Genomic DNA, 23,030 nt, shown 5'->3' with positions numbered 1-23,030 from the left:
CTTCAGAGAAATCGCGGTGCGCACCTCATCGAGCCGTTTCACGCTACGTCCGGAAAAGAACGAGAGGCAAAGACGAAATGTCAGCAGGCGCCATAGGGAATTCCTATGGCCACCGGCCCCTCCGCGGATCGAGGCGACCCCGGGGGGAGTCGACGAGACGTCGACTCCCCTCTTCCGTCCAGGCCCGGGAGTCGGGTTCGACGCTTGCTCACCGGCCGGCGCCGGACCCGGTGCTGACGATCGGCGGTGCGGTGGCCTCGTCGATGCCGCCGGCGGCCTGATGGGCGAGGGCGTCGTCGATCGCGTCGACGTCGTGCAGGTAGGCGTGGAAGGAGGTGATCTTCCCGTTGTGGATGTGCAGGATGTGGGCGCCGGTGTTGGTGTAGGTGCTGCCGTCGAGCAGGGTCGCCGTGTTGGTCCACTCGACGCCGACGGTGGTGTCCCAGGGCCATCCGGCGACGGCCACGGACCGCACGTCGAATCGGAGACCGGGGAGCACTCGGTAGAGCCGTTCCAGCCACGCTGCCACGTCGGCGCGGTTGGAGCGTTCCCCGCCGAGCGCACCCGTGCTCGGGAACGTGTGGTGCACGTCGGGGCTCATCGCGTTGACCAGATCCATGCTTCCCTGCGACAGGGCGGCGAATGCGGCGCGGACGTTGTGCCGGACGAACATGCGATACATCTGGATTTCCTCCTCAGGGTGAGCGGTCGGGGGCGGGCGGATTCAGCGGTGCACGACGATCCCCAGCCGGCGCCGGGCCGGTGTGGGCCGTGGACGCCGCTTCGGGTGCGCGGAGGGCGGCCGTGCGGGGTGGGTCGTGACGGTCATCGAGCCTCCTCGGTCGAGAGCGACTTTGACAGTGTCAAAGTTGACAGAAACGACAGTGCCATGCGAGTTTGACGCTGTCAAACTACTGTGCGGAAGGAGGTCCTCGTGAGCCCGGTCTCAGACCCGGCGTACCCATCGGACGTACGCGCCGCGCTGCTCGACGCCGCCCATGCCGAACTGGTCGAACGTGGAGTGAGCGGGCTGAGCCTGCGGGCCATCGCCGAGCGGGCGGGCGTGTCCCGGGCGACGCCGAAGTGGCACTTCGGCGACCGCGCCGGCCTGCTGACCGCGGTCGCCGCGGCAGGCTTCCGCCGGCTCGGCGAGGCACTCGGCACCGCCGCCGCCGACGCCGGACCGGACGCGTCCGCCCGGTTCACGGCGCTCGGACGGGCCTATCTCCGGTTCGGCCTGGACAATCCGGCGCTGTTCGACCTGATGTTCCGCCCGGACCAACTCCACGCCGACGACCCGAACCTGCAGGCCGCTCAGCAGGATTCGTTCGCCGTCCTGCGGCAGGCCACGGCCGGCATGGGCGGGCGACCGCAAGAGACAGAGGCGTCGCAGGAGCTGGCATTGCTGGCCTGGGCGGCCGCCCACGGCCTGGTCGCCCTCGTCCGCGACGGCGCACTGCAGGCGATGACCGGGAGCACCGTGCAGGGCACCGCGCAGCTGGCCCATTCGCTGGTCGACCGTTTCACGAACGACATGCGACCGCCCGAGCGCACCGGCTAGATGCGCCTGGCCGACCGCTCCGCGAAGCCCACACCCCCTAGCCCTGGACGGTCGGGCGGATGGTGATCTCGCCGATCTCGACGTCGTGAGGCTGTTCGATGGCGAAGGCGATGGCGCGGGCGACGGCTTCTGGTGCGATGGCGAATTCGGCCATGTTGCGGCGGGCCTCGCGGACGTCGGCGTTGTCGACGGAGTCGACGAGTTCGGTGCGGACATAGCCCGGCGACACCGCGGTCGTCCGGAGCATGCCGTCGGTCGACTCCTGTCGCAGTGCTTCCAGGAGCGTGCGGACGGCGTTCTTGGTCGCGGCGTAGACCGCCTGGGTGGGGACGATCTTCAGGCCGGACGTCGACACCGTGGTCACGAGGTGGCCCTGGCCCTGCCGGCGGAACACCGGCAGAGCGGCGGCGATGCCGTGGAGCACTCCGTGCAGATTGACGTCGATCATCGCGGACCAGCCGTCGACGTCGAGGTCGGCCATGGGCCCGATCTTGGCGATGCCGGCGTTGCCCACCAGCACGTCGAGCCGGCCGAACTCCGCCACGGCCCGGCCGACGAGTCCTTCCAGGTCCTCGCGGCGAGTGACGTCGGTGGCGCACGTGATGGCACGTCCACCGCGGTCGCGGATGTCCTGGGCGAGCTCGTCGAGGCGCTGGGTCCGGCGCGCGCCGAGGACGACGGCCGCGCCGTGCTCGGCGAGCAGGAGCGCCGTGGCCTCGCCGATGCCGCTGCTCGCCCCGGTGATGGCGACGACCTTGCCGCTGATGGCTGGCATGGGGGATCCCTCCAAAGTAAAGTGGACACGTGTCCGTATAGCTCCGAACGTTACCGGACACGTGTCCGCTTAGCCAGCCGCCGAGCAGAGGAACGATGGACTCAACCCGCCGCCGGGCCGACGCGGCCGACAATCGCGCACGGATCATCCGCGTCGCACGAGAGGTCCTCGCCAACGCGGATGAGGTGAAGCTCAACGCGATCGCCAAGCAGGCGGGGGTCGGCCAGGGCACTCTCTACCGCCACTTCCCGACCCGTGAGGACTTGCTCGCCGAGGTCTACCGGGAGGACGTCGACGAGCTCGTGGCGGCGGCGCCGGTGCTGCTCGCCGAACATGAGCCCCTCACCGCGCTGGCCCGCTGGTTCGACCAGGTGGTCGACTACGCGCAGGTCAAGCGCGGAGTGCTCGCCGCCGTCGAAGCGTCGGTGTGGCGGGACCTCTCCGCCCACAGCCTCGGCCCCATCGGCGACGCGCTGACCGTGCTCCTCGACGCCGGCAAGGCCGACGGGACCGTCCGTCCGGACGTCGACGCCCGCGACGTCATCCTCCTCATCGGCTACCTGACCCGCCTCGAGCAGGCCGAGTGGGACACCCGCGCCCGGCACCTGCTCCACGTCGTCCTCGACGGACTGCGCCGTCGCGAGTAGCCCGCCGCCGCCGGACCCGGCGATCAGTGCGCGACGGTGACGACGATCTTGCCGATCTGCGCGTTCGACTCCAGGTACCGGTGGGCCTCGACGATCCGCTCCAGGTCGAAGGTGCGGTCCACGACGGGCCGGAAGGCGCCCGAGCGCAGCCCGGAGGTCACGAAGGCCGCAGCCCGGCGCAGCCGCTCGGGCCGTCTCGTCGTCTCGTACAGGGTGTAGGTGCGCATGCTCAGCGCGGGCATGCCGAGGTCGAGCCCCGGATAGGGGGTCGGTTCGCCGCTCAGCCCCCCGTACACCAGGTGCGTGCCCTCGTCGGCGACCACCTTGGCCAGCTCCATCACGCCGGGACCGGCCACCGCGTCGAAGACGAATTTGGCGCCCCGTCCGCCGGTCGCCGCCAGCACCCGCTCGACCACGTTCTCCGACTCGGTGACGATCACCTCCGCCGCGCCCTCCTTCAGCAGTGCCTCCTTCTTGGCGGCGGTACGGGTGAGGGCGATCGGCGTGGCGCCGATGCGGTCGGCGACATGGATGGCGGCCAGTCCCACGCTGCTGGACGCGGCGTTCAGCACCACCGTGTCTCCGGGGCGCATCCCGCCCACCTCCACCAGCGCGCCGTAGGCCGTGACGTACGGCATCCACACCGCCGCGCCCTCGGCCGCGCCGAGCCCTTCGGGACGGCGCACCACCGCCGCGGCGGGCACGATCGCCCGCTCGGCGTAGACCCCGTAGTCGTTCTGCGAGAACGCGGGCACGGTGCTGACCGCCTGCCCGGGCCGCAGCCCGGTGACGCCCTCGCCGACCGCCTCGATCTCACCGGCGGCCTCGGTGCCCAGCCTGGCGGGGAACCGCTTCACCGACTCGATGTAGTGGCCGGTCCGCCACATCACCTCGGCCCGGTTCAGGCCGATCGCGTCCACCCGGATCCGTACCTCGCCCGGCCCCGGCTCGCCGACCTCCAGGTCCTCCAGCCGCATCACCTCGGGGCCGCCGAGCTCGTGGAACCGCACCGTCCTGGTCATCGTGTCGTCCTTCCGTGACGTCGTGGTGCCCCAACTCAAGCGCGAAGGTACGATCGCTGTCAAACTTCGATCAGTATCGTACTTTGGTAGAGCCCCTTGCCGCCGACGAAGTGACGTGATGGCGGCGAGCCGAAAATCGGGTGCACTGCCTGGGGCGACGTGTTCATACTCATGCAAGGATCGGCTTGCTCGGTTCGGTGTCGAGGACCTGCAAGGTGCTCTGGCCGCGACCGGACGCGAGTTGCTGGTCCTGGAGGTGGAGGAGTCCACGGACGGCTTGGTGAAGGACATGACGGACGTGCTCACGTCGATGTGCGCGCGCCTGTACGGGCAATGGGCAGCGAAGAACCGTGCAGCTCGTGCGGTGGCGGCGGCGACCGGGGAGGCCTGCGGGTGAAGAAGTTCGAGCCGCGCCCTGGATGTCTGGTGCAGGCATTTCGTTTTGCGCTGGACCCCAACGTTACGCAGGAGCAGGCGCTCAGGTCGCATTGTGGTGCGGCTCGTGCGGCCTACAACTGGGCGGTGTCGTGGGTGAGTGCTTCGTGGTGGCAACGGAAGGCGGAGGAGTCCTACGGCATCGGCGAAGATCAGCTGACCGAGTGGCGGCCCTACTCGCTTCCCGCGCTGCGCAAGGAGTTCAACCGCGTCAAGAAGACCGATCCCCGGTTCGCCGGGTGGTGGGAGGAGAACTCCAAGGAGGCGTACAACACCGGCCTGGCAGGCGCGGCGGCGGCGTTCGACAACTACGCCAAGTCTAAAAAGGATGAGCGTAAGGGCAAGCGCGTGGGGATGCCCCGGCGCAAGTCGAAGCACAAGGCTCGGCTGGCCTGCCGGTTCACCACCGGCACGATCCGCCTCGAGAGCGATCGTCGGCATGTGACGCTGCCCCGGCTAGGCACGATCCGCACCCACGAGAACACCCGCAAACTCCAGCGCAGGATCGCGAACGGCAGCGCCCGCATCCTTTCGGCCACCGTGCGTCTGGAGCGCGGCCGATGGCTCGTCTCCTTCCAGGTCGAAGTCGAGAAGGCTCCCGCCAAACCGCAGCGGCCCGATGTCGCGGCCGGTGTCGATCTCGGCGTCAAGCACCTGGCGGTGATCGCCGACAGCCAGGGCCACGTCCGATTCGAGTCCAACCCCGCCCATCTGGACGGGGCCCTCAGGAAGCTACGCCGCCTGTCTCGGCAGGTGTCCCGCCGTCAGGGCCCGGACTGGCGCACAGGACAGAGGCCTTCGAAGCGGTGGCTCAAGGCCGACGCGCAGCGCAACCGAGTCCACCACCGGGTGGCGAACCTGCGCATGGATGCCCTGCACAAGCTCACTATCTCCCTCGCCGCAGAGTGCGGGCACGTGGTGGTGGAAGACCTCAACGTCGCCGGAATGCTTCGTAACCGGCGCCTTGCACGGAAGATCGCTGACGCCGGATTCGGGGAGATCCGGCGTCAGCTCACCTACAAGACCGGGTGGAATGGCGGCACGCTGCACGTGGCCAACCGCTGGTATCCGTCCTCCAAGACCTGCTCGAACTGCGGCACAGTGAAAACCAAGCTGCCGCTGCACGTCCGAGTGTTCGACTGCGACCAATGCCCGCTCGTGATGGATCGGGACGAGAACGCAGCCCGAAACCTCGCCGCCCTCGCGGCGGCTTGGCGCACCACCGGTACCGGAGTGGCCGGAGACCGGGACGCGCAAGCGTCGAACGACCGTGGAGCCGACCACAAGACCCGCGCCACCACCCGCAGCCGTAAGGCCACGGGTGGGCGGGCAGGCGGCGCAACCCTGCCGCATCAGCGACAGAAGGAAGCGGAACATCGTCATCAGGACACCAAAGCCCTCACGCCTTGGTGACACCGTTACGAACCATTCCGGCCGAAAGGCAGGGATTGTCGAGACTCACCGAAGGCCTCGGCAACGGCTGAAGGACACCACGACAGTGCGACGCCTCCCCCGCGAAGGGGAGGCGGATCATCGGCTCTTCACACCGCAGAGGGTCCTGCCCGATCGGCGTCTCCGCGAGGCTCGCCAGGGTCACATCGGCTCGACGGGGAGTGCTGGTTCGGATGATGCGAGATCTGGCGGGAGCGCCGGAAGGCGTGGGCGCGCGCTGGAGCGCCGCGCGCAGGATCGCCGGTTACGGCGCGGCGCTCAGCATGGGGTCCTACCTGGCCGTCAAGGTCATCTGGGTCGTCGCGGCGTTCATCGGCCGTGCCCCGGAGGGTTTCGGCACCGCCGACTGGGTGATGCTGAACGCCGTCACCGTGGCGATGGCGACGACCGGGGTCGGACTCGGGCTGGCGCTGGCCCAGCGGTGGGGACGCCGGCTGCCCGCCGCTCCGGTGGTCTTCTTCGCGTGGGTGGGGGCGGGCTTCCTCGTTCCCATGATCCCGTACATGGTGGCCCAGGGCCTCCTCGGCGCGTTCGGCGCCGACCTGGGCGGTGGGCAGGACAAGTCCGGTTCGGCGCCGCAGTGGGAGACGGCGCTCATCACGATCGGGTTCGCGGGGATGGCCGTCGGGCTCGCGGTGGCCCTGCCGATCTATCTGAGAGAGCGGTGGCCGCGTGCCTTCCTCGGCCGGCTCGAAAGCGGCGAGGCCGGCGCGTCGCCACTCGTCACGGCGGCGCTCGCCGTGACCGCCGGGCTGGGCATGCTCTGGTGCTTCTGGGGCATGGGCGGGACGCTGGGCTTCGACCCGGCTCATCGCGATCACTGGGATCTCAACGGACGGCTGCTGAACGCCAGTTCGGGACTGTGGGCCCTGCTCGCTGCCTGGAGCGTGTGGGCGCTCACGCGTGGCCGGCCCGCCGGGCTCCGGCGGTGGATCCCGACGACCCTGGCCTTCGCGGCGTCGGGCTCGCTCTTCGCGTGGAGCGGCTGGAAGCTGCCGATGGTGATCCTGCGACCCGGGGGCTTCACGACCGCCGAGTACACCGCGGTGGCGGTCGCCGAGCACACTCTCGGCATCGCCGCCGGCCTGACGCTGCTGACGGCGGTCCTTCGGGTCGTACGGAGGGAAGGCCCTGGGGGCGGCTGACCGCCCCCGGGACGGGTTCAGCCGTGGGAGGCGCAGGTCGTGGTGGTGGCGTGGGCGGGGTCGAGGGCGTTCTCGACCTCGTGCAGCACGACCGGGTCGAAGGCCATCGCGGCGTGCTCGGAGATGTCGACCGGGCAGAGGTTCTGCACGGTGACGTTGCGGACGCCGGAGCCGCTGAGGAACTGCGTGCCGTACGGCGTGACGACCTCGTCGTACTTGGTGGCGATGACGGTGTAGGAGACGCCCGGGACCGTGTCGCCACCGGCGTTCAGCCTGGTCAGCAGGGCCGATCCGACCATCTGGTCGACGCAGGCCGGGCAGCCGGCGTTCAGGAGGTCGAGCGCGCCCGGGAAGGAGGACGCCAGGGCGGCGAGGCCGTCGAGGGTGGTCCCGTGGTTGGAGGGGGCCAGCCCGACGAGGGAGTGCACCTTGGCCGCGCCGCCGAGGAACCGCAGGTAGTAGCGCGGCATCATGCCGCCCTGCGAGTGCCCGACGATGTCGACCTGGGCGGAGTCCGTCGCGGCGAGGACGCCGGTGACGAACGTCGACAGTTGGGCCGCCGAGTCGGCCACCGGTGCGACGGCGCGAAGGACGGGGACACCGGAGACCTCGCCGTAGGTGAGGGCGAAGACGCAGTATCCGCGCGCGGCGAGGGCGGGGGCCGCGGTGAGCCAGTTGACGCTGCCGTTGGCGAAGGTGCCGTGGACGAGGATCACGGGGCGGGGATGGGCGGCGGTCGGCCGGCATGACCAGTCGTTCGCGCCGGGAACACCGGGGGCGGCGAGCGCCTTGGCCGCCTCGATGGGGGTGGCCGCGTGCGCGGGGGCGGACAGAACGGCGACGAGGGCGGCGGAGAGGGCTGCGGCGGTGAGGCAGAGCGTACGGAGGGTGCGGGGGCGTGCGGGCACGGTTCCTCCCGGAAGCGTGGGGGAGCGCCGAAGTGAATCAGGTCACATAACCGATCACTTATGGGAGGAAGTTACCTGCGGGTTAACTAGCTGACCAGAGCGTTACGAATAACGGTCAAGTAACGAATACTGGTGAGTATTCGGCGAGGCGCCGGAAGCGCCCCGCCGGATACGGATCACCGGCGGCCGGCCGGCCACCATCCGCTTCAGGGAGGTGTCGCATCCGGCCGGCGTGTGATCGGAGCTTGTCTAAGCGATCTTGATCGAATCGACCAGCGTCAGATCCACGTCCGCCCAACCGCCGGCTGCGATGGTGAGGACGGGATCCGTGGCGCAGGCCGCGCCTTTGTACCCGTACAGCGGCGCGGAGCCGTTGTTGAGGATGCGATGCGTGCCGAACTGGCTGGAGAACGCGTAACAGCCGTGCCCGTAGTAAATGGTCGACGGTTGGTCGTTGTTCCAGCCGGCGCCGGGATAGATGCATACGTCCCCGGACGGGCAGCCGTGGGCGGTGGCGGCGCTGGCGGAGGTGGCCGTGATGGTCATGGGAAGTGTCATTGCGCTGAGAATGATCCCGATGCTGCTCAGCCGTTTACGTGGAAACTTCATGATCGGGTTTAGTTGTCGACGAGGTCGATCGAGTTGACCGGCGTCAGATTCACATCCGCCCAAGCGCCGCCGGATTCGATGTAATACTCGAAGCCCGAGGTGCAGTTGGAGCTCATGTACCCGTCGGTCGGCGCGTAGCCGGTCTGGTTGTTGAGGACGCGATGCGTGCCGTACTGGTTGTAGAGCTTGTAGCAGCCGTAGTTGTAGTACTCGTTCGACGGTTGGTCGTTGTTCCAGCCGGCGCCGGGATAGATGCATACGTCCCCGGACGGGCAGCCGTGGATGGTGGCGGCGCTGGCGGAGGTGGCCGTGACGGTCGCGGACAGCGCCATTGCGCTGACGATGATCCCGACGGTGCTCAGCCGCCTACCTGGAAACTTCATTTTCGTCCCCCTGCCTCTGTAGTGGGCTTTGACGGCATTCTGTCGCCGCCGATAACTGGCCCCCTTTTGAAAGGTTGTCTGTGCCCAACTGTCATCGGCAAGGAGATTCAGCACGGACGAAAATTCCCAGCTAGTGCGGGTAGGACGTCAGCGGATGTCCAGTGCGGTGCCGTACAGACGGCTCACCCGCAGCCGGATCACCAGTCGTTGGTCGGCCACCATCTGCTTCAGGAAGGCGGCCTGCTCCTCGGGGTCCGCGAAGGGCGGGACCATGCCGAGCAGTTCCAGTCCCGTGGGGTCCCCGGGCGTGGTCGTGACGGGGGAGGTCTCGGCCGTGCCCTCGGCGACGGCGAACGACCAGTGGTCCTCGCTGCTCACGTACAGCGCGCTGCGGGGATCCTTCCGCAGGTGCCGCACCTTCAGCCGGTCCGCCGTGGTGCTGATCCGGGCGACGCGCTCCCCGCCGTCCCACGAATACACGACGGTTGAGAGGTGGGGGTGGCCGCTGCTCTTGTTCGTGGCCAGCGCCCCGAACCGGTGCTCGGCGAGGAACCGTACGAGGGCGTCGTCGGAGAGGGCGACGGGGGCGGGGCCGGAGCCGGGGGCGTCGTCGGTGGTGCTCATGGTTCGTGGTCCTCTGTCCAGGGGAGATGGGTGCGGAGTCAGTGGCCGGGGGCGGTGACGGTGGCCACGGAGGCGTCGCCTTCCTTGGTGCCGACGGCTGCGGGAACGTCGGCGGGGCCCGCGGCGGTCGTGCCCTGTCGCCGGAGCACCGTCAGGGCGAGGACGAAGGCGACGGCGAGCAGGCTCGCGCCGATGCCGAACGCCAGTTGGAATCCGCCGGTCAGCGCGGACGCCCGGTCGTGCCCGTGCGCCGCGAGCCGGGTGGTGTGCGCGGTCGCCAGAGTGGACAGCACCGCGACGCCGAGCGCGCCGCCGACCTGCTGCGTCGTGCTGAACAGCCCGGAGGCGACGCCCGCGTCGTCGGGGCGCGCGCCCGACATGCCGAGGGCGGTCAGCGCCGAGATCGCGAGGCCGAACCCGCCTGCCAGCAGCATCGTCGGCAACAGGTCGACGACGTAGTCGGCGTGCACGGGCAGTCGCGTCAGCAGCCCGATGCCGGCGACCAGCAGCGCCAGGCCGGTGAGCAGCATGGTCCGCTCGCCGAACCGCGCGATCAGCCGCGCGGAGAGGAGGAGGGAGACGGCCGCGATCATCCCGGCCGCCGGCAGCAGGGCCAGGCCGGTGGCGAGGGCGCCGTACCCCTGGACGTTCTGCAGGTACAGCGCGATGAGGATCTGGAATCCGAACAAGGCCGAGACCATCAGGACCTGGATGACGTTGGCGCCGGAGACGTTCCGCGACCGGAACATCCGCAGGGGCAGGAGGGGAGCGGCGGCGGTGGCCTGCCGGAGGACGAAGCCGGCCAGCAGGGCGACGGAGATCGCGCCGAGGACCAGCGTGGACGGGGCGGCCCAGCCGTGGCGGCTCGTCTGGACGATCGTGTAGACGGTGAGCATCAGCCCCGCGGTGACCAGCAGGGCGCCGATGGCGTCGGCACCCGCCGCGAAGCCGAGGCCGCGGTCCGCGGGCAGGACCCGGATCGCGAGGAGGAGCGTCGCCACGCCGATCGGCAGGTTGATGAAGAAGATCCAGTGCCAGTTGATCGCTTCGGTGAGGACGCCGCCGAGGACCTGGCCGATCGAGGCGCCGGCGGCCCCGACGAAGCTGAACGCCCCGATCGCCGTGCCGCGTTCGCGCGGCTCGGGGAACAGCGTGATGATCATCCCGAGGCTCACGGCGGAGGTCAGCGCGCCTCCGATCCCCTGGATGAACCGGGCGGCGATGAGCATCTCCTGGCCGGTCGCGAGGCCGCACAGCAGCGACGCGGCCGTGAACAGCGCGAGGCCGGCGACGAACACCCGCTTGCGGCCGATCAGATCGCCGAGCCGTCCGGCCAGCAGGAGCAGACCGCCGAAGGCGATCATGTAGGCGTTGATGGTCCAGGTGAGGTTCGCGGGGGAGAAGCGCAGGTCCCGCTGGATGGCCGGCAGCGCGACCGTCACGATGCTGCCGTCCAAGATGATCATGAGCGTCCCGGCGCACAGCGCGATGAGCGCCGCCGTACGTGAGCGGACAGGGGAAGAGGGGTGCATGGCGTCTCCCGGTTCGTAGGTCAACCGGGTGAGACGCTAGCAGATAGTTTTGTTGTAGACCATCTTCTTTGGACTTACTTTCGCGCCTGGCGGGTCCGCCGTACCGGCCGGTCGCACTCCACCGGCGTCGACAGGAGGCCCTCGGCGAGCCGGGTCAGCGCACTGACGAGCACCTCCCCCTCGCCGTCGGGGAGCGCCTCCAGAACCTCGCGGTGCACTCCGTCGGCGATGCGCGTCCCCTCGGCGACGATCCGCTCGCCCGCCTCGGTGACGGAGATGACCCGCGCGCGGCGGTCCCGGCTCGACGGCCGGCGCTCCGCGAGTCCGGCCTTCTCCAGCTCGTCCACGGTGACGACCATCGTCGTCTTGTCCAGGTCGGAGATCTCGGCCAGCTGGATCTGGGTGCGTTCCTCCTCGAGCGCGTGGAACAGCACGCAGTACGCCCGCGGCGTGATGCCGATCTCCTCGAAGGCGGCGCTCATCCGGGTCGTGAGCACGTGGGCGGTGTGCATGAGCAGGTACGACATGTCCGGAACGGTCCGGGAGGGTGCGCTGGTCGTCATGCCGCCAATCTAGCAAATACGTAAAGTTGCAGATTATCTATCGCCTGCCGTAACTGGCCGGTCAGCGCATGGTGCGCGGACGGTCAGCGGTCGCGCCGAGGCTTCGGGCCATGGAAACCCCCTCTGCCGAGACCGCGGCCAAGGCCGGCCGCAAGGAGTGGATCGCGCTCTGCGTGCTCCTGCTCCCTCTCCTCCTCGTCTCCATGGACGTGTCGGTGCTGTACTTCGCCGTCCCGTTCATCAGCCGGACCCTGCAACCGACGAGCACCGAGCAACTGTGGATCTTCGACATCTACGGCTTCGTGCTCGCCGGGCTCCTCATCACGATGGGCTCGCTCGGCGACCGGATCGGCCGGCGCCGCCTCCTGCTGTTCGGAGCGCTCGGCTTCGGCCTCGCGTCGGTCGCCGCGGCGTACGCCCAGAACGCCGGCATGCTCATCGCCGCCCGAGCCGTGCTCGGCGTCGGCGGCGCGACCCTGATGCCCTCGACGCTGGCGCTGATCCGCAACATGTTCCACGACGAGAAGCAGCGCGGCACCGCCGTGGCCATCTGGTCGGCCGTCACCACGGGCGGCATCGCGCTCGGCCCGGTCCTGAGCGGACTGCTGCTGAACCACTTCTGGTGGGGTTCGGTGTTCCTCATCAACACCCCGGCCATGGTGCTGCTCCTCGTCTTCGCCCCGCTCCTGGTGCCGGAGTTCAAGAACCCGGGGGCCGGCCGGTTCGATCTGGTGAGCTCGGTGCTGTCGCTGGGCGCCGTACTGCCTGTGATCTACGGTGTAAAGGAGATCGCGGCCGACGGCGTCGACCTCCTGCGGGTGCTGAGCATCGCCGCCGGCCTCCTCGTCGGCGTCGTCTTCATCCGGCGTCAGGCCCGCCGCCCCGATCCCATGATCGACCTGGCGATGTTCCGCAACCGGGGCTTCAGCGGGTCGATCCTGACCAACCTCATCGCCATGTTCGCGCTGGTCGGCTTCGCGATCTTCACCACGCAGTACCTGCAGTCCGTGCTCGGCATGAGTCCCCTCACTGCGGCGCTGTGGAGCCTCGTGCCGTCGCTGGGCGTCGGCGTCGCCGCGCCCCTGGCCACTCAGCTCGCCCGCCGGGTGAACCGGGCGTACATCATCGGCACCGGCTTCCTCGTCGCCGCGCTCGGCTTCGCCGGTCTCACCCAGGTACGCGCGGACTCCTCGGTCCTGGTGATCCTCGTGGGGGCCGGCGTGTACGCCATCGGCCTGGCCGTCGTGATGACCCTCGTGACCGACATGGTGCTCGGTGCCGCACCACCCGAGCGCGCCGGGACGGCCTCGGCGCTGGTGGAGTGTGGCGCGGAGTTCGGCGGCGCCCTCGGCATGGCGATCCTCGGCAGCGTCGGGACCGCGATCTACCGCCACGACGTCACGGGCGCGACGCCCGCCGGCCTGCCGCACGACGCGGTGCACGCCGTACGGGAGACGCTGGGCGGTGCGCTCGCGGTGGCCGGCCGGCTGCCGGGAGGGGCCGGTGACGTGGTCCGGCGGGCCGCCCGCACGGCGTTCGTCGACGGCATGCACGCCGCCGCCGTCGCAGGTGCCGTGGTCATGGTGGCCGCCGCCGTCCTTGCCTTCGCCATCCTGCGCCGCGCCGAGATCGCCCAGCCGACCGACCGGCGCGCGACACCGGACCCGGCCAGTACCGAACCCGCCCTCGGCCACTGACCTCAGCGGGTGACGGGGTGCGTGGCGCGCTTTTCGGTCGACTCCCGGATGGCGTCGAGCAGCCGGTGCAGGCGGACTCCATGGTCGAAGCCCGCCACGCTCCGGCTTCCGTCGCGGAGGTCGTCGGCGAGCGCCGCGTAGACCCGGGCGACGTTGCGGGCGGCCGCCGGGATCTCGGCGGGGACGCTCCGGTGATGCTCCGGTACGGGCAGGTCCTGATACGGAGTGCCGACCTCCCGCGTGCCGCGCAGCCGGGGTTCGGAGATCTGGATCTGGGCGCTCTTCCAGTCGCCCGCCGCGACGACGGTCAGGTCGCCCTCGGTGCCGGCGATCTCCAGGACGGTGCGGTTGTCGCCGACTCTCGCGTCCTCCAGGTGGACCGACGCCATGGCCCCGCCGGTGAGGACACCGTGCAGGAGCACCTGGTCCGGGCTGGTGGAGGTCACCGCGTCCCCGGTCTCCGTCACGGTGTACCCCGTGCGCTGGACCGCGAGGGCGGCCGAGAGCTCGGCGAAGTCGCCGGCCAGGCACTCCAGGACGTCGAGGGTGTGTCCGCCGACGACCTCGAGCAGGCCCGCGCCCTGCGCCCCGTCGAGCGTGTAGGCCGCCCAGGCGGGGATCTCGCCGGCCGCGCCCTTGCCCCGAACGGCGTGGACGTGCACGGACGTGACGCGGCCGACGTACCCCTCCGCGATCAGCCGGCGAGCGTGGGAGACCGCCGGCGCGTACCTCGCCTGCAGCCCGATCGCGTCGTGCACGCCGGCGGTCCGGGCCGAGGCCGCGAGGTGCTCCGCCTCCTCGGTGGTCAGCCCGAGCGGCCACTCGCAGTAGACGTGCTTGCCCGCGGCCAGCGCCGCTCCGACGAGCTCGGCGTGGGTGGACACCTTGACGGTCACGACGACCAGGTCGACCTCGGGATGCTCGGCGAGCCGGCGGGCGTCGGTGAAGGCGTGCGGGGCGCCGAACACGCGGGCCGCCTCCTGCGCGCTCTCCGGACGGCTCGTGCCGACGGCGGTGAGCTCGAACTCCGGCAGCGCGCGCAGCGCGGGGATGTGCGCGGTGGCGGCCCACCCGCGATCGGGGCTCGCGCCGATGACGCCCACGCGGATCCTGTCCATGGTCTACCTCCCCAGAATAAACGGACGACATGAGTCCGCTTAGTGCCCGGAGCGTACGCTAATCGGACGTGACACGTCCACTTATTGCTAGAGTGAGCGCGTGAGCGGAACGAGTGCCGCGGTGGACCGGCTGCTGGCCGGTGACGCGGAGCGCCTGCCGAGGGCCGACGCGCGACGCAACGTGGAGCGGCTGGTGGACGCCGCCCGTACGGCGGTCGCGGAGGTGGGGGTCGACGTCACCGCCCACGAGATCGCGCGCCGGGCCGGCGTCGGCATCGGCACGTTCTACCGCCGCGTGCCCTCCCGCGAGGCACTGCTGGAGGCCGTGCTGGCGGAGGTCCTCGACGAGATGATCGAGGTGGCCGGCCGGGCGATGGCCGACCCCGACCCGTGGCACGGCCTCACCGAGTTCGCCACCGCGTACGTCCAGCTGCGCGCCGCGAGCTGCGGCCTGAACGATGCGCTGGGCCGAGAGTGCGGCCTCACGCTGGAGCCGCAGCTCGCCCGGCTGCGCGACCGGATCCGCCTCCTCGTCGGGCACGCCCACGAGGCCGGCGTCCTGCGCCCGGACGTGCCCTGGGAGGACGTCGCCTTCGTGCTCGCCTCGGTGACCACCTCCACCCGCACGATCGGCCTGCGGGCCGGCGCGGACCAGTGGCGGCGCAACCTGCGGATCGTCCTCGACGGCCTCCACGCCGCACCCGGCCGATAAGTCAGAAATCCGCGCCGGGGCCGTGCGGTCGATGAGCCGGAAATCCGCGCCGAACCCGCGCGGTCGACGAGCCAGGAATCCGCGCCGGGCGCGCGCGGTTGATGACCACCGGGATCGCGCATCGGGGCGCGGCCCGGCGGTAACGGTCAGGGCAGGTGGGCCAGGATGCACGGTGAGTACAAGGTGCCGGGCGGCAAGCTCGTGGTCGTCGACTTCGACGTCGAGGACGCACGGCTGCGGAACGCCCGCGTCAGCGGTGACTTCTTCCTCGAGCCGGATGACGCCCTGAACGCGATCAACGACGCTCTCGCCGGGCTCCCGGTCCACCTGGAGGCGCGGGACATCGCCGCCCGCATCGACGCGCGGCTGCCCGCCGGGACCACGATGTTCGGGTTCAGCGCGGAAGCGGTCGGGATCGCCGTACGCCGGGCGCTGACGGACGCGACCGACTGGCGCGACCACGACTGGCGGCTGATCCACGAGGAGCCGCAGGACCCCGCGCTGCACATGGCCCTCGACGAGGTGCTCACCGAGGAGGTGGCGGCCGGACGCCGCCCGCCGACGCTGCGGGTCTGGGAGTGGGCGGCCCCGGCGGTGGTGATCGGCAGCTTCCAGTCGCTGCGCAACGAGGTGGACGCCGACGCCGCGCGGCGGCACGGCGTGACCGTCGTCCGCCGGATCAGCGGCGGCGGCGCGATGTTCATCGAGCCCGGCAACACGATCACCTACTCGCTGTACGCCCCCGACGCGCTCGTCCAGGGCATGACCTTCGCCGACAGCTACGCCTTCCTCGACGACTGGGTGCTGGGCGCGCTCGGCGAGCTCGGCATCAAGGCGTGGTACCAGCCCCTCAACGACATCACCTCCGACCAGGGGAAGATCGCCGGAGCGGCGCAGAAGAGGCTCAGCGCGGGCGCGGTCCTGCACCACGTGACCATGTCGTACGACATCGACGCGGACAAGATGCTGCAGGTGCTGCGGATCGGCCGGGAGAAGCTGTCCGACAAGGGCATCGCCAGCGCGAAGAAGCGCGTCGACCCGCTGCGGCGCCAGACCGGGCTGCCCCGATCGGAGATCATCGACCGGATGATCGCGCACTTCGGCGGTCGGTACGGGCTGACCGAGGACCGGCTCACCGCCGATGAGCTGCGCGCGGCCGAGAAGAGGGTGGCCGAGAAGTTCGGCACCGTGGAATGGACGGCCCGCGTGCCCTGACCCGAGGCGGGGGTCCGTGCGACGCGAGGCCACGTGCTTCGGTTGGATGGTCGTGGAGAGGGCACCCGTTCAAGAGTGCTCGGCTGGATCCGATGAAGGGGAGACAAGGATGTCCGACCGTGTTCGGGTGGATCAGACGGAACAGTGGCGGGCGCTGCGGCAGCATCAACGGGAGCTCGGCGAGGCGCCACTGCGTGAGCTGTTCGCGACCGACCCCGACCGGGGCCGCCGATACGCGATGGAGGTCGGCGACCTCTACATCGACTACTCACGGCATCTGATCACCGACGAGACGCTCCGCCTGCTGCGCGAGCTGGCCGAGGCCCGGAAGGTCGCCGAGCTGCGCGACGCGATGTTCCGCGGCGAGAAGATCAACGTGACCGAGGGCCGCGCGGTGCTGCACCTCGCGCTGCGCTCCCCGCGCGACGCGAGCATCGAGGTGGACGGCGAGAACGTCGTCCCGGCCGTGCACGCGGTGCTGGACAAGATGGCGGCCTTCGCCGAGCGCGTCAGGTCGGGGGAGTGGAAGGGCTACACCGGCAAGCCGATCCGCACGGTCGTCAACATCGGCATCGGCGGCTCGGACCTCGGCCCGAAGATGGCGTACGAGGCGCTGAAGCCGTTCACCGACCGGTCGATCCAGGCCCGCTTCGTCTCGAACGTCGACGGCGCCGACCTGCACGAGAACATCCGCGACCTCGACCCGGCCGAGACGCTCTTCATCGTCTCCTCCAAGACCTTCACGACGGTCGAGACCATCACGAACGCCACGTCGGCGCGCCGGTGGCTGCTGTCCGAGCTGGGCGACGACTCTGCCGTGGCGCACCACTTCGTGGCGGTGTCCACCAACGCCGAGCAGGTCGCCAAGTTCGGCATCGACACGGCCAACATGTTCGAGTTCTGGGACTGGGTGGGCGGCCGCTACTCCGTCGACTCCGCCATCGGCCTGTCCCTGATGATCGCCGTCGGGCCGGCGGGGTTCCGCGAGTTCCTCGACGGCTTCCACCTGATCGACGAGCACTTCCGTACGGCGCCGCCGGAGGCCAACGCGCCGTTGCTGCTGGGCCTGCTCGGCATCTGGTACAACGACTTCCACGACGCGCAGACCCACGCGGTGCTGCCGTACAGCCATTACCTGTCCCGGTTCACCGACTACCTGCAGCAGCTCGACATGGAGTCCAACGGCAAGTCGGTGACCCGCGAGGGCGAACCGGTGAGCTGGGAGACCGGCCCGATCGTGTGGGGCACACCGGGCACGAACGGCCAGCACGCCTACTACCAGCTGCTGCACCAGGGCACGAAGCTCGTACCGGCCGACCTCATCGGGTTCGCCCGGCCGGTGGAGGAGCTCGGCGAGCTCGCCGACCAGCACGACCTGCTGATCGCGAACCTGTTCGCGCAGGGACAGGCGCTGGCCTTCGGCAAGACCGCCGAGGAGGTCGCCGCGGAGGGGATCCCCGCCGCGCAGGTGCCGCACCGCACGTTCCCCGGCAACCGCCCGACGACGACCATCCTGGCCGAGTCGCTGACCCCGTCGGTGCTGGGTCAGCTGATCGCGCTGTACGAGCAGAAGGTGTTCGTCCAGGGCGCGATCTGGGACATCAACTCCTACGACCAGTGGGGCGTGGAGCTCGGCAAGGCGCTCGCCAAGCGCCTGGAGCCCCAGCTGACCGCCGCCACGGCGGACACGTCCGACCTGGACGGCTCGACGGCCGCCCTGGTCGAGCGCTACCGCGCCCTCCGGGGACGCTGACGAGGCGAGTATCCGCTCCGGGATCGCCGGCCGGCCCGGGCACCCGCCGTACGGCGCCGGGCCGGCCGGGGATGTGCCGGGCCACCCGGAGGGCGGTGCCTCGTCCTGCGCCGTCTACTGAGGCGAGAATCATCTCGCCTCAGTAGACGGCGCAGAACACGACGGCCGGGCCGGCTGGTCTGCGGTGGCCGGCCGGCCGGGTCAGGATCCCTTCGTGGACGGTCCCTTGCGCGACCTCGCTCGGGACGTGCCCTTCGAAGGCGTGCCCTCGGCCGAGGGCTCCTCGTCCGGCTTGGGCCCGGCGACGCGTACGTCGCGGGATGTGCCCATCGTGCCGCGCTTCGGTCGTCCGGTCGTCGTGGTCTCGTCGGCGGCCTGCGGGGCATCGGCGGCGTCCGGCGCGTCCGCGTCCGGTGCGGCTGCGGCGCCCCGCCCACCCGACCCGGAAGTGGCGTTCCGTCCACTCGAGCGAGAGGCGCCGCCGCGTCCGCTCGGCGTGGGGGCGGCGTCCGGTGTGGCGGGGGAGGGCGAGGTGGCCGCTTTCCGGCGGATGCCGCGCCGGCCGGGAGCGGCGGAGGTGTCCGGCGTGCCCTGGGTACCCGGCTTGCCGGGGGAGGTGGCGCCGGGCGCCGAGGGCTCCGGGATCTCGTCCGGGCGTGACCGGCGGCGGTGTCCGGGGGGACGGCCGTTCCCGCCCCACAGGCGGTGGTCCAGGGTGAGCCTGCCGCCGGCGCCCGCCGCGAACAGCAGGGACGCCAGTCCGAGCACGAGGACCAGCTCGAAGCCGTTCCGGGGCGTGCCCTTGTCGACGACGAAGACTCCGTGCGTGGCGTGGACGAACACGAAGGCCCCCGCCATGTCCAGGAAGAGCAGCGTGCCCGCCACCGGCAGCGCGACGCCGAGGATCAGGGCCGTTCCCCCGAGCAGCTCGACGAAGGTCGCGTAGACGGCCGCCGCCGTCGGCGCGGGGACGCCTAGGGCGTCGAAGTTGTGGCCGGTCTGGTTGACGCCGACCTGGATCTTCTGCCAGCCGTGGGCGAGGAACACGAGGCCGACGCCGCATCGGGCGAGCAGGGCGGCGACGTCGTACACGGGCCGCCCGCGCGGCGCTGCGGGTCTCTCTTCATGTTCGTCCGTCCAGAAGGCGCTCATGTCCTCGGGCGAGGTTTTCATCCTGAGATGATCCGCCGGAACCGGAATCGTCGTCCACCGGGTTCCGCGGCCCGTTGCTTGATCGTGAGTACGGCGAAGGCGAACATTCCGCTGCCCTACACCAGTTTGACAGCATGCGCCTGGTTTCAAAAAAATGTTACGCCTGTTGCCTGTGGGAAGGTTTCGTCATGAATGCGGCGGTCGTCGTTCTGCTGGCGTTGATCCTGCTCGCGCTGATCGCCGTGATCGTGGTCTTGATCATCGTGGTGGGTCGGCGCGGCGGTGACGCGCGGCCCGCGCCGCGCGATCCGTTCGGCCAGGAGGACCAGCCCGGTGGCGATCCCCGGTCGTTGAAGGCCGGTGACATGGTCGACTACCTGGGCGCACGGTTCTTCGTGCGCGGGTCGATCCGGCTGCGCGAGGGCGGCTTCACCTGGAGCGAGCATCTTCTGGACGGCGACGGCGACGGCGCCGACGGCGTCAAGGTCTGGCTCTCGGTCGAGGAGGACCCCGACCTGGAGGTCGTCTGGTGGACCGGGCGCGACGCCGGGCTGCGGCCCGACGGGCGGGCCCTCACGCTGGACGGCGTGGAGTACCGCCGCGACGAGCACGGCACGGCGGCGTACACCACCGAGGGCACCACCGGCCTCGGCGCCTCCGGTCGCGTCGAGTACGTCGACTTCGAAGGGCCTGGCGGCAGGTACCTGTCCTTCGAACGCTGGGACGGCGGCGCCTGGGAGATGAGCACCGGCGAGTCGGTGCCCGGCGGCGCCCTCACGATCTATCCGGGCGGCTGAGCGATGCTCGCCGACCTCGACGTCCCGTACACCGACACCGGGGCGCACATGCTGTCGTTCGCGCTGGGCCTGGCGCCGCAGGACGCCCTCGCCGTCCTCCCGGTGGAGCGCGGCGGCCTGCGAATCGAACTCCGGCTGCTCGGCGCCTCCCACCAGGTGCTGGCCGGGCCGGTCAGCGAGACGGTGGCGTGCCTGGAGGGCCGTGGCGCGCTGCCCGGCCGCGTGCGCCGGGCTCTGCCGTCCTGGTCGTACGAGTTCGCCGCCGAAGTCGTGGCCCATGAGGGCGACGGGGCGTTCGCGCGGGCCGTGGAGGGGCTGCGTGCCCGCCTGTCCGGCCGCGACGACGCCCTGACGGGGACCTTCCCCGGATCCCCGTACGCCGTCACCGCACTGGCGGTGGAACCCGAACAGGGTGGCGTCGCCTGGCGGACCTGGCACGCCTACCCGCAGACCGAGGAGGTCGTGATGACGCGCAGCCGGCTGGTGAGCACATGAAGAGGCTGGTGAGGACGCCATGAAGTACGCCGCGATCGCCGGGGGCGTCGTGGTCGCCGTCATCGGCACGCTCATCGCGGTCGGCCACTTCTCCACCAACCCGCAGAAGTGGGTCGCCAAGCGGTACAGCAAGGTCGGTTACCACCGGTACCACTCGCCGAAACCGCCGCCCCTGGTCGCCGCCGAGATCACCCGAAAGTTCCGCCCGATCGACCGGCTCACCGACAGCGCCGGCACGTACCTGCAGTACAGCAAGTGGGTCGTCGGGGTGCTGCCGAGCGGCGCCGGGTCCGACATCACGGTCGACGGCCCGTCGGACGGCTACAGCCGCTACGCCTCCCACGTCGGCGGGCACTGGCAGCGTCCAGGAAGCAGCGGCTGGGGCCGGCATGGCGGCGCGTCGTTCCGCGGCGGCGGCTCGGGATCGGGCAAGTGAGGAGCATTTGATGCATGACATCCTGCGCGAGATCGGCGCCACGGTGGCCTACGGCCTGGTCGGGATCGCGCTGATGGCGCTGAGCTACCTGGTCGTGGAGCTGACCACGCCGGGACGGCTGTCCCGCCAGATCTGGGAGGAACGCAACCGCGGCGCCGCGCTGCTGCTGTCGATCCGGCTGCTCGGGGTCGGCGCGATCGTGACCGTCGCGATCGCCACCAGCGCCGACAGCCTGGGAACCGGGCTGGTCGACACGGTGATCTTCGGCGTACTCGGCGTGCTGCTGACGACGCTCGCGTTCTACCTGCTGGACATGGTCACTCCGGGCAAGCTGGGCGCGATCCTCGTCGACGGGACCACCATCCATCCGGCCGGCTGGGTGGTCGCCGCGGCGGACCTGGCCGTCTCGGGCGTGATCTGCGGCGCGGTGTCCTGATGCCCGTTCGCGCCGCCCGGGCCCTGGTGTTCGCGGCGGTGTTCGTCTGCGCCGCCTGCGGGCTGGTGTACGAACTGGCCCTGGTCGCGCTGGGCAGCTACCTGATGGGCGACTCGGTCACCCAGGCGTCCATCGTCCTGTCGGACATGGTCTTCGCCATGGGCGTCGGCGCGCTGGCCACCAAGCCGGTGCGGCGGCGGGCCGTCGAGGCTTTCGCCGTGGTCGAGGGCCTGCTGGCGTTGCTGGGCGGGCTGTCGGTGCTCGGGCTGTACGCGGCGTTCGCCTGGCTCGACCTGTACGTTCCCGCGCTGATCGCGGTGGCGTTCGCGCTCGGCGCGCTCATCGGGGCCGAGATCCCGCTGCTGATGGTCCTGCTGCAGCGGATCCGGCGGCAGGACGCCGGCAGCGCGGTCGCCGAGTTGTCCGCCGCCGACTACATCGGCGCGCTGGTCGGCGGGTTGGCGTTCCCGTTCGTGCTGCTGCCGGTGTTCGGGCAGATCAAGGGTGCGCTGCTGGTCGGGGCGGTCAACGTGGTCGCGGGCACGGCCGTGGTGCTGTGGCTGTTCCGCCGGGAGGTGGGGCGCCTGGCGCGGGCGCTGCTGTGCGGCGCGATGGTCGTGGTCCTCGCCGTGCTCGGGACGACGTACGCCCTCGCCGACCGGTTCGAGGTGACCGCGCGGCAGGCGCTGTACCGGGATCCGATCGTCGTGTCGGAGCGGACGCCGTACCAGGAGATCGTGCTGACGCGGAAGGTCGCGCTGTCGGGCCGGCCTGACCTGCGGCTCTTCCTGAACGGCGACCTGCAGTTCTCCTCCGTGGACGAGTACCGCTACCACGAGTCGCTCGTGCACCCGCTGATGGCCGGGCCGCACGGCCGGGTGCTGATCCTCGGCGGCGGCGACGGCCTCGCCCTCCGCGAGGTGCTGCGGTACCGCGACGTCCAGTCGGCCACCCTCGTCGAACTCGACCCGGCGATGCTCAAGCTGGCCAGGACCGACGGCTACCTGAGCGAGCTCAACCACCATTCGTTCGCGGACCCGCGCGTCCGTACGGTCACCTCCGACGCCTTCTCCTGGCTGCGCCACAACCCCGAGCGGTTCGACGCGGTCATCGTCGACATGCCCGACCCGGACGCCGTCTCCACCGCCAAGCTGTACTCGGCCGAGTTCTACGGGATGGTCCGGCGCACGCTGGCGCCCGGGGGCCGGGTGGTCGTGCAGTCGACCTCGCCGTTCTTCGCCGCCAAGTCGTTCTGGTGCATCGCCAAGACCATCCAGGCCGGCGGATTCGGGATCCACCCGTACCACGTGGACGTGCCGAGCTTCGGCGACTGGGGGTTCGTGCTCGCCGCCCCCGGGACGCCGCCCAGCCTGGCGCTCTCCCCGGAGGCGCCCTCGCTGCGGTTCCTCGACGACGCGACGTTGCAGGCCGCCGGTAACTTCGCCAAGGACCTGCGCCGCGACGACGTGAAGGTCAACACGCTGATGGACCCGGTGCTGGTGCGGTACGAGGATGAGGGCTGGCGCGACTACTGACGCGCCTGCGGCCGCGCGGCTGCCATGA

At 70.6% G+C, this 23,030-nt stretch carries 24 protein-coding genes and 1 pseudogene; 14 read left to right on the top strand and 11 right to left on the bottom strand.

The features are described from left to right. Positions 1-208: 208 nt before the first annotated feature. Positions 209-682 carry a nuclear transport factor 2 family protein gene (locus tag ACQP2O_RS39980; protein ID WP_433174389.1) on the bottom strand — a complete coding sequence of 158 codons (474 nt, stop codon included), beginning with the start codon at positions 680-682 and terminating at the stop codon, positions 209-211. A gap of 252 nt (positions 683-934) precedes the next feature. On the opposite strand from ACQP2O_RS39980, the gene ACQP2O_RS39975 reads away from it, so the two are divergent. Further along, positions 935-1,561, top strand: coding sequence for a TetR/AcrR family transcriptional regulator (locus ACQP2O_RS39975; RefSeq protein WP_433174388.1), 627 nt, complete (start codon positions 935-937; stop codon positions 1,559-1,561). Positions 1,562-1,598: 37 nt separating this feature from the next. Here the strand turns inward: ACQP2O_RS39975 and ACQP2O_RS39970 are convergent, their stop codons facing one another. Then, positions 1,599-2,336, bottom strand: coding sequence for an SDR family oxidoreductase (locus tag ACQP2O_RS39970; protein ID WP_433174387.1), 738 nt, complete (start codon positions 2,334-2,336; stop codon positions 1,599-1,601). A 95-nt stretch (positions 2,337-2,431) separates the two neighbouring features. Between ACQP2O_RS39970 and ACQP2O_RS39965 the strand changes: the two genes are divergently transcribed. Beyond that, positions 2,432-2,983, top strand: coding sequence for a TetR/AcrR family transcriptional regulator (locus ACQP2O_RS39965; protein ID WP_433174386.1), 552 nt, complete (start codon positions 2,432-2,434; stop codon positions 2,981-2,983). Positions 2,984-3,006: 23 nt separating this feature from the next. On the opposite strand, the gene ACQP2O_RS39960 is transcribed toward ACQP2O_RS39965, so the two are convergent. Beyond that, positions 3,007-4,005, bottom strand: coding sequence for a zinc-dependent alcohol dehydrogenase family protein (locus ACQP2O_RS39960; RefSeq protein ID WP_433174385.1), 999 nt, complete (start codon positions 4,003-4,005; stop codon positions 3,007-3,009). A gap of 175 nt (positions 4,006-4,180) precedes the next feature. On the opposite strand from ACQP2O_RS39960, the pseudogene ACQP2O_RS39955 reads away from it, so the two are divergent. The 3 genes and pseudogenes from ACQP2O_RS39955 to ACQP2O_RS39945 form a co-directional block, all read left to right on the top strand. Then, positions 4,181-4,402: pseudogene (locus ACQP2O_RS39955) on the top strand (IS607 family transposase); the annotation flags it as partial. Further along, a complete protein-coding gene (gene tnpB, locus ACQP2O_RS39950; RefSeq protein WP_433174384.1) occupies positions 4,399-5,853 on the top strand; it encodes an IS607 family element RNA-guided endonuclease TnpB in 1,455 nt (484 codons plus the stop codon). The pseudogene ACQP2O_RS39955 and the gene tnpB, both read left to right, overlap by 4 nt. A 212-nt stretch (positions 5,854-6,065) precedes the next feature. Next, on the top strand, positions 6,066-7,037 hold the full coding sequence (locus ACQP2O_RS39945) for a hypothetical protein (protein WP_433174383.1): 972 nt from the start codon (positions 6,066-6,068) through the stop codon (positions 7,035-7,037). Between the two features lie 17 nt (positions 7,038-7,054). On the opposite strand, the gene ACQP2O_RS39940 is transcribed toward ACQP2O_RS39945, so the two are convergent. The 6 genes from ACQP2O_RS39940 to ACQP2O_RS39915 form a co-directional block, all read right to left on the bottom strand. Further along, positions 7,055-7,945 (bottom strand): esterase/lipase family protein, encoded by an 891-nt coding sequence (locus tag ACQP2O_RS39940; protein ID WP_433174382.1) that lies wholly within the window; start codon positions 7,943-7,945, stop codon positions 7,055-7,057. A gap of 249 nt (positions 7,946-8,194) precedes the next feature. Next, the gene (locus tag ACQP2O_RS39935) at positions 8,195-8,491 is read right to left on the bottom strand and encodes a hypothetical protein (RefSeq protein WP_433174381.1); all 297 of its coding nucleotides are present in this window, start codon (positions 8,489-8,491) and stop codon (positions 8,195-8,197) included. Positions 8,492-8,562: 71 nt separating this feature from the next. Further along, positions 8,563-8,937, bottom strand: a complete 375-nt coding sequence (locus ACQP2O_RS39930) for a hypothetical protein (protein WP_433174379.1) — start codon at positions 8,935-8,937, stop codon at positions 8,563-8,565. Positions 8,938-9,084: 147 nt separating this feature from the next. Continuing rightward, entirely contained in the window at positions 9,085-9,561 is a 477-nt protein-coding gene (locus ACQP2O_RS39925) for a TIGR03618 family F420-dependent PPOX class oxidoreductase (protein ID WP_433174378.1), read from the bottom strand. A 38-nt stretch (positions 9,562-9,599) separates the two neighbouring features. Beyond that, a complete protein-coding gene (locus ACQP2O_RS39920; protein ID WP_433174377.1) occupies positions 9,600-11,093 on the bottom strand; it encodes a DHA2 family efflux MFS transporter permease subunit in 1,494 nt (497 codons plus the stop codon). A gap of 74 nt (positions 11,094-11,167) precedes the next feature. After that, entirely contained in the window at positions 11,168-11,656 is a 489-nt protein-coding gene (locus ACQP2O_RS39915) for a MarR family winged helix-turn-helix transcriptional regulator (protein ID WP_433174376.1), read from the bottom strand. Positions 11,657-11,766: 110 nt separating this feature from the next. Here ACQP2O_RS39915 and ACQP2O_RS39910 point away from each other — a divergent pair, with 110 nt between their 5' ends. Continuing rightward, positions 11,767-13,353, top strand: coding sequence for an MFS transporter (locus tag ACQP2O_RS39910; protein ID WP_433174375.1), 1,587 nt, complete (start codon positions 11,767-11,769; stop codon positions 13,351-13,353). 2 nt (positions 13,354-13,355) lie between these two features. Here ACQP2O_RS39910 and ACQP2O_RS39905 read toward each other — a convergent pair whose 3' ends face one another. Next, positions 13,356-14,471: a Gfo/Idh/MocA family protein gene (locus tag ACQP2O_RS39905; RefSeq protein ID WP_433174374.1), complete on the bottom strand. Its 1,116-nt coding sequence runs from the start codon at positions 14,469-14,471 to the stop codon at positions 13,356-13,358. A 100-nt stretch (positions 14,472-14,571) separates the two neighbouring features. Between ACQP2O_RS39905 and ACQP2O_RS39900 the strand changes: the two genes are divergently transcribed. From ACQP2O_RS39900 to pgi, 3 genes are all read left to right on the top strand, one after another. Continuing rightward, on the top strand, positions 14,572-15,183 hold the full coding sequence (locus tag ACQP2O_RS39900; RefSeq protein ID WP_433174373.1) for a TetR/AcrR family transcriptional regulator: 612 nt from the start codon (positions 14,572-14,574) through the stop codon (positions 15,181-15,183). A gap of 165 nt (positions 15,184-15,348) precedes the next feature. Next, the gene (locus ACQP2O_RS39895) at positions 15,349-16,398 is read left to right on the top strand and encodes a lipoyl protein ligase domain-containing protein (protein WP_433174372.1); all 1,050 of its coding nucleotides are present in this window, start codon (positions 15,349-15,351) and stop codon (positions 16,396-16,398) included. A 109-nt stretch (positions 16,399-16,507) separates the two neighbouring features. Then, positions 16,508-18,151 carry a glucose-6-phosphate isomerase gene (gene pgi / locus ACQP2O_RS39890; protein ID WP_433174371.1) on the top strand — a complete coding sequence of 548 codons (1,644 nt, stop codon included), beginning with the start codon at positions 16,508-16,510 and terminating at the stop codon, positions 18,149-18,151. A 201-nt stretch (positions 18,152-18,352) separates the two neighbouring features. On the opposite strand, the gene ACQP2O_RS39885 is transcribed toward pgi, so the two are convergent. Further along, positions 18,353-19,324, bottom strand: coding sequence for a DoxX family membrane protein (locus ACQP2O_RS39885; RefSeq protein ID WP_433174370.1), 972 nt, complete (start codon positions 19,322-19,324; stop codon positions 18,353-18,355). Between the two features lie 167 nt (positions 19,325-19,491). Here ACQP2O_RS39885 and ACQP2O_RS39880 point away from each other — a divergent pair, with 167 nt between their 5' ends. Genes ACQP2O_RS39880 through ACQP2O_RS39860 form a run of 5 tightly spaced genes read left to right on the top strand, consistent with a single transcriptional unit; the run spans position 19,492 to position 23,002 of the window. Further along, positions 19,492-20,100, top strand: coding sequence for a DUF4178 domain-containing protein (locus ACQP2O_RS39880; RefSeq protein ID WP_433174369.1), 609 nt, complete (start codon positions 19,492-19,494; stop codon positions 20,098-20,100). Between the two features lie 3 nt (positions 20,101-20,103). Then, positions 20,104-20,595 carry a DUF2617 family protein gene (locus tag ACQP2O_RS39875; protein ID WP_433174368.1) on the top strand — a complete coding sequence of 164 codons (492 nt, stop codon included), beginning with the start codon at positions 20,104-20,106 and terminating at the stop codon, positions 20,593-20,595. 19 nt (positions 20,596-20,614) lie between these two features. Continuing rightward, positions 20,615-21,031 carry a DUF4247 domain-containing protein gene (locus ACQP2O_RS39870; protein WP_433174367.1) on the top strand — a complete coding sequence of 139 codons (417 nt, stop codon included), beginning with the start codon at positions 20,615-20,617 and terminating at the stop codon, positions 21,029-21,031. A gap of 10 nt (positions 21,032-21,041) precedes the next feature. Continuing rightward, positions 21,042-21,467 (top strand): DUF350 domain-containing protein, encoded by a 426-nt coding sequence (locus tag ACQP2O_RS39865; RefSeq protein WP_433174366.1) that lies wholly within the window; start codon positions 21,042-21,044, stop codon positions 21,465-21,467. After that, positions 21,467-23,002, top strand: coding sequence for a polyamine aminopropyltransferase (locus tag ACQP2O_RS39860; protein ID WP_433174365.1), 1,536 nt, complete (start codon positions 21,467-21,469; stop codon positions 23,000-23,002). The genes ACQP2O_RS39865 and ACQP2O_RS39860 overlap by 1 nt, the downstream gene beginning before the upstream one ends. Positions 23,003-23,030: the final 28 nt, after the last annotated feature.

It is taken from the genome of Actinoallomurus sp. CA-150999, from assembly GCF_050942425.1.
In the GTDB taxonomy this organism is placed as follows: Bacteria; Actinomycetota; Actinomycetes; order Streptosporangiales; family Streptosporangiaceae; genus Actinoallomurus.
This window is presented reverse-complemented; position numbering and strand designations above follow the sequence as displayed.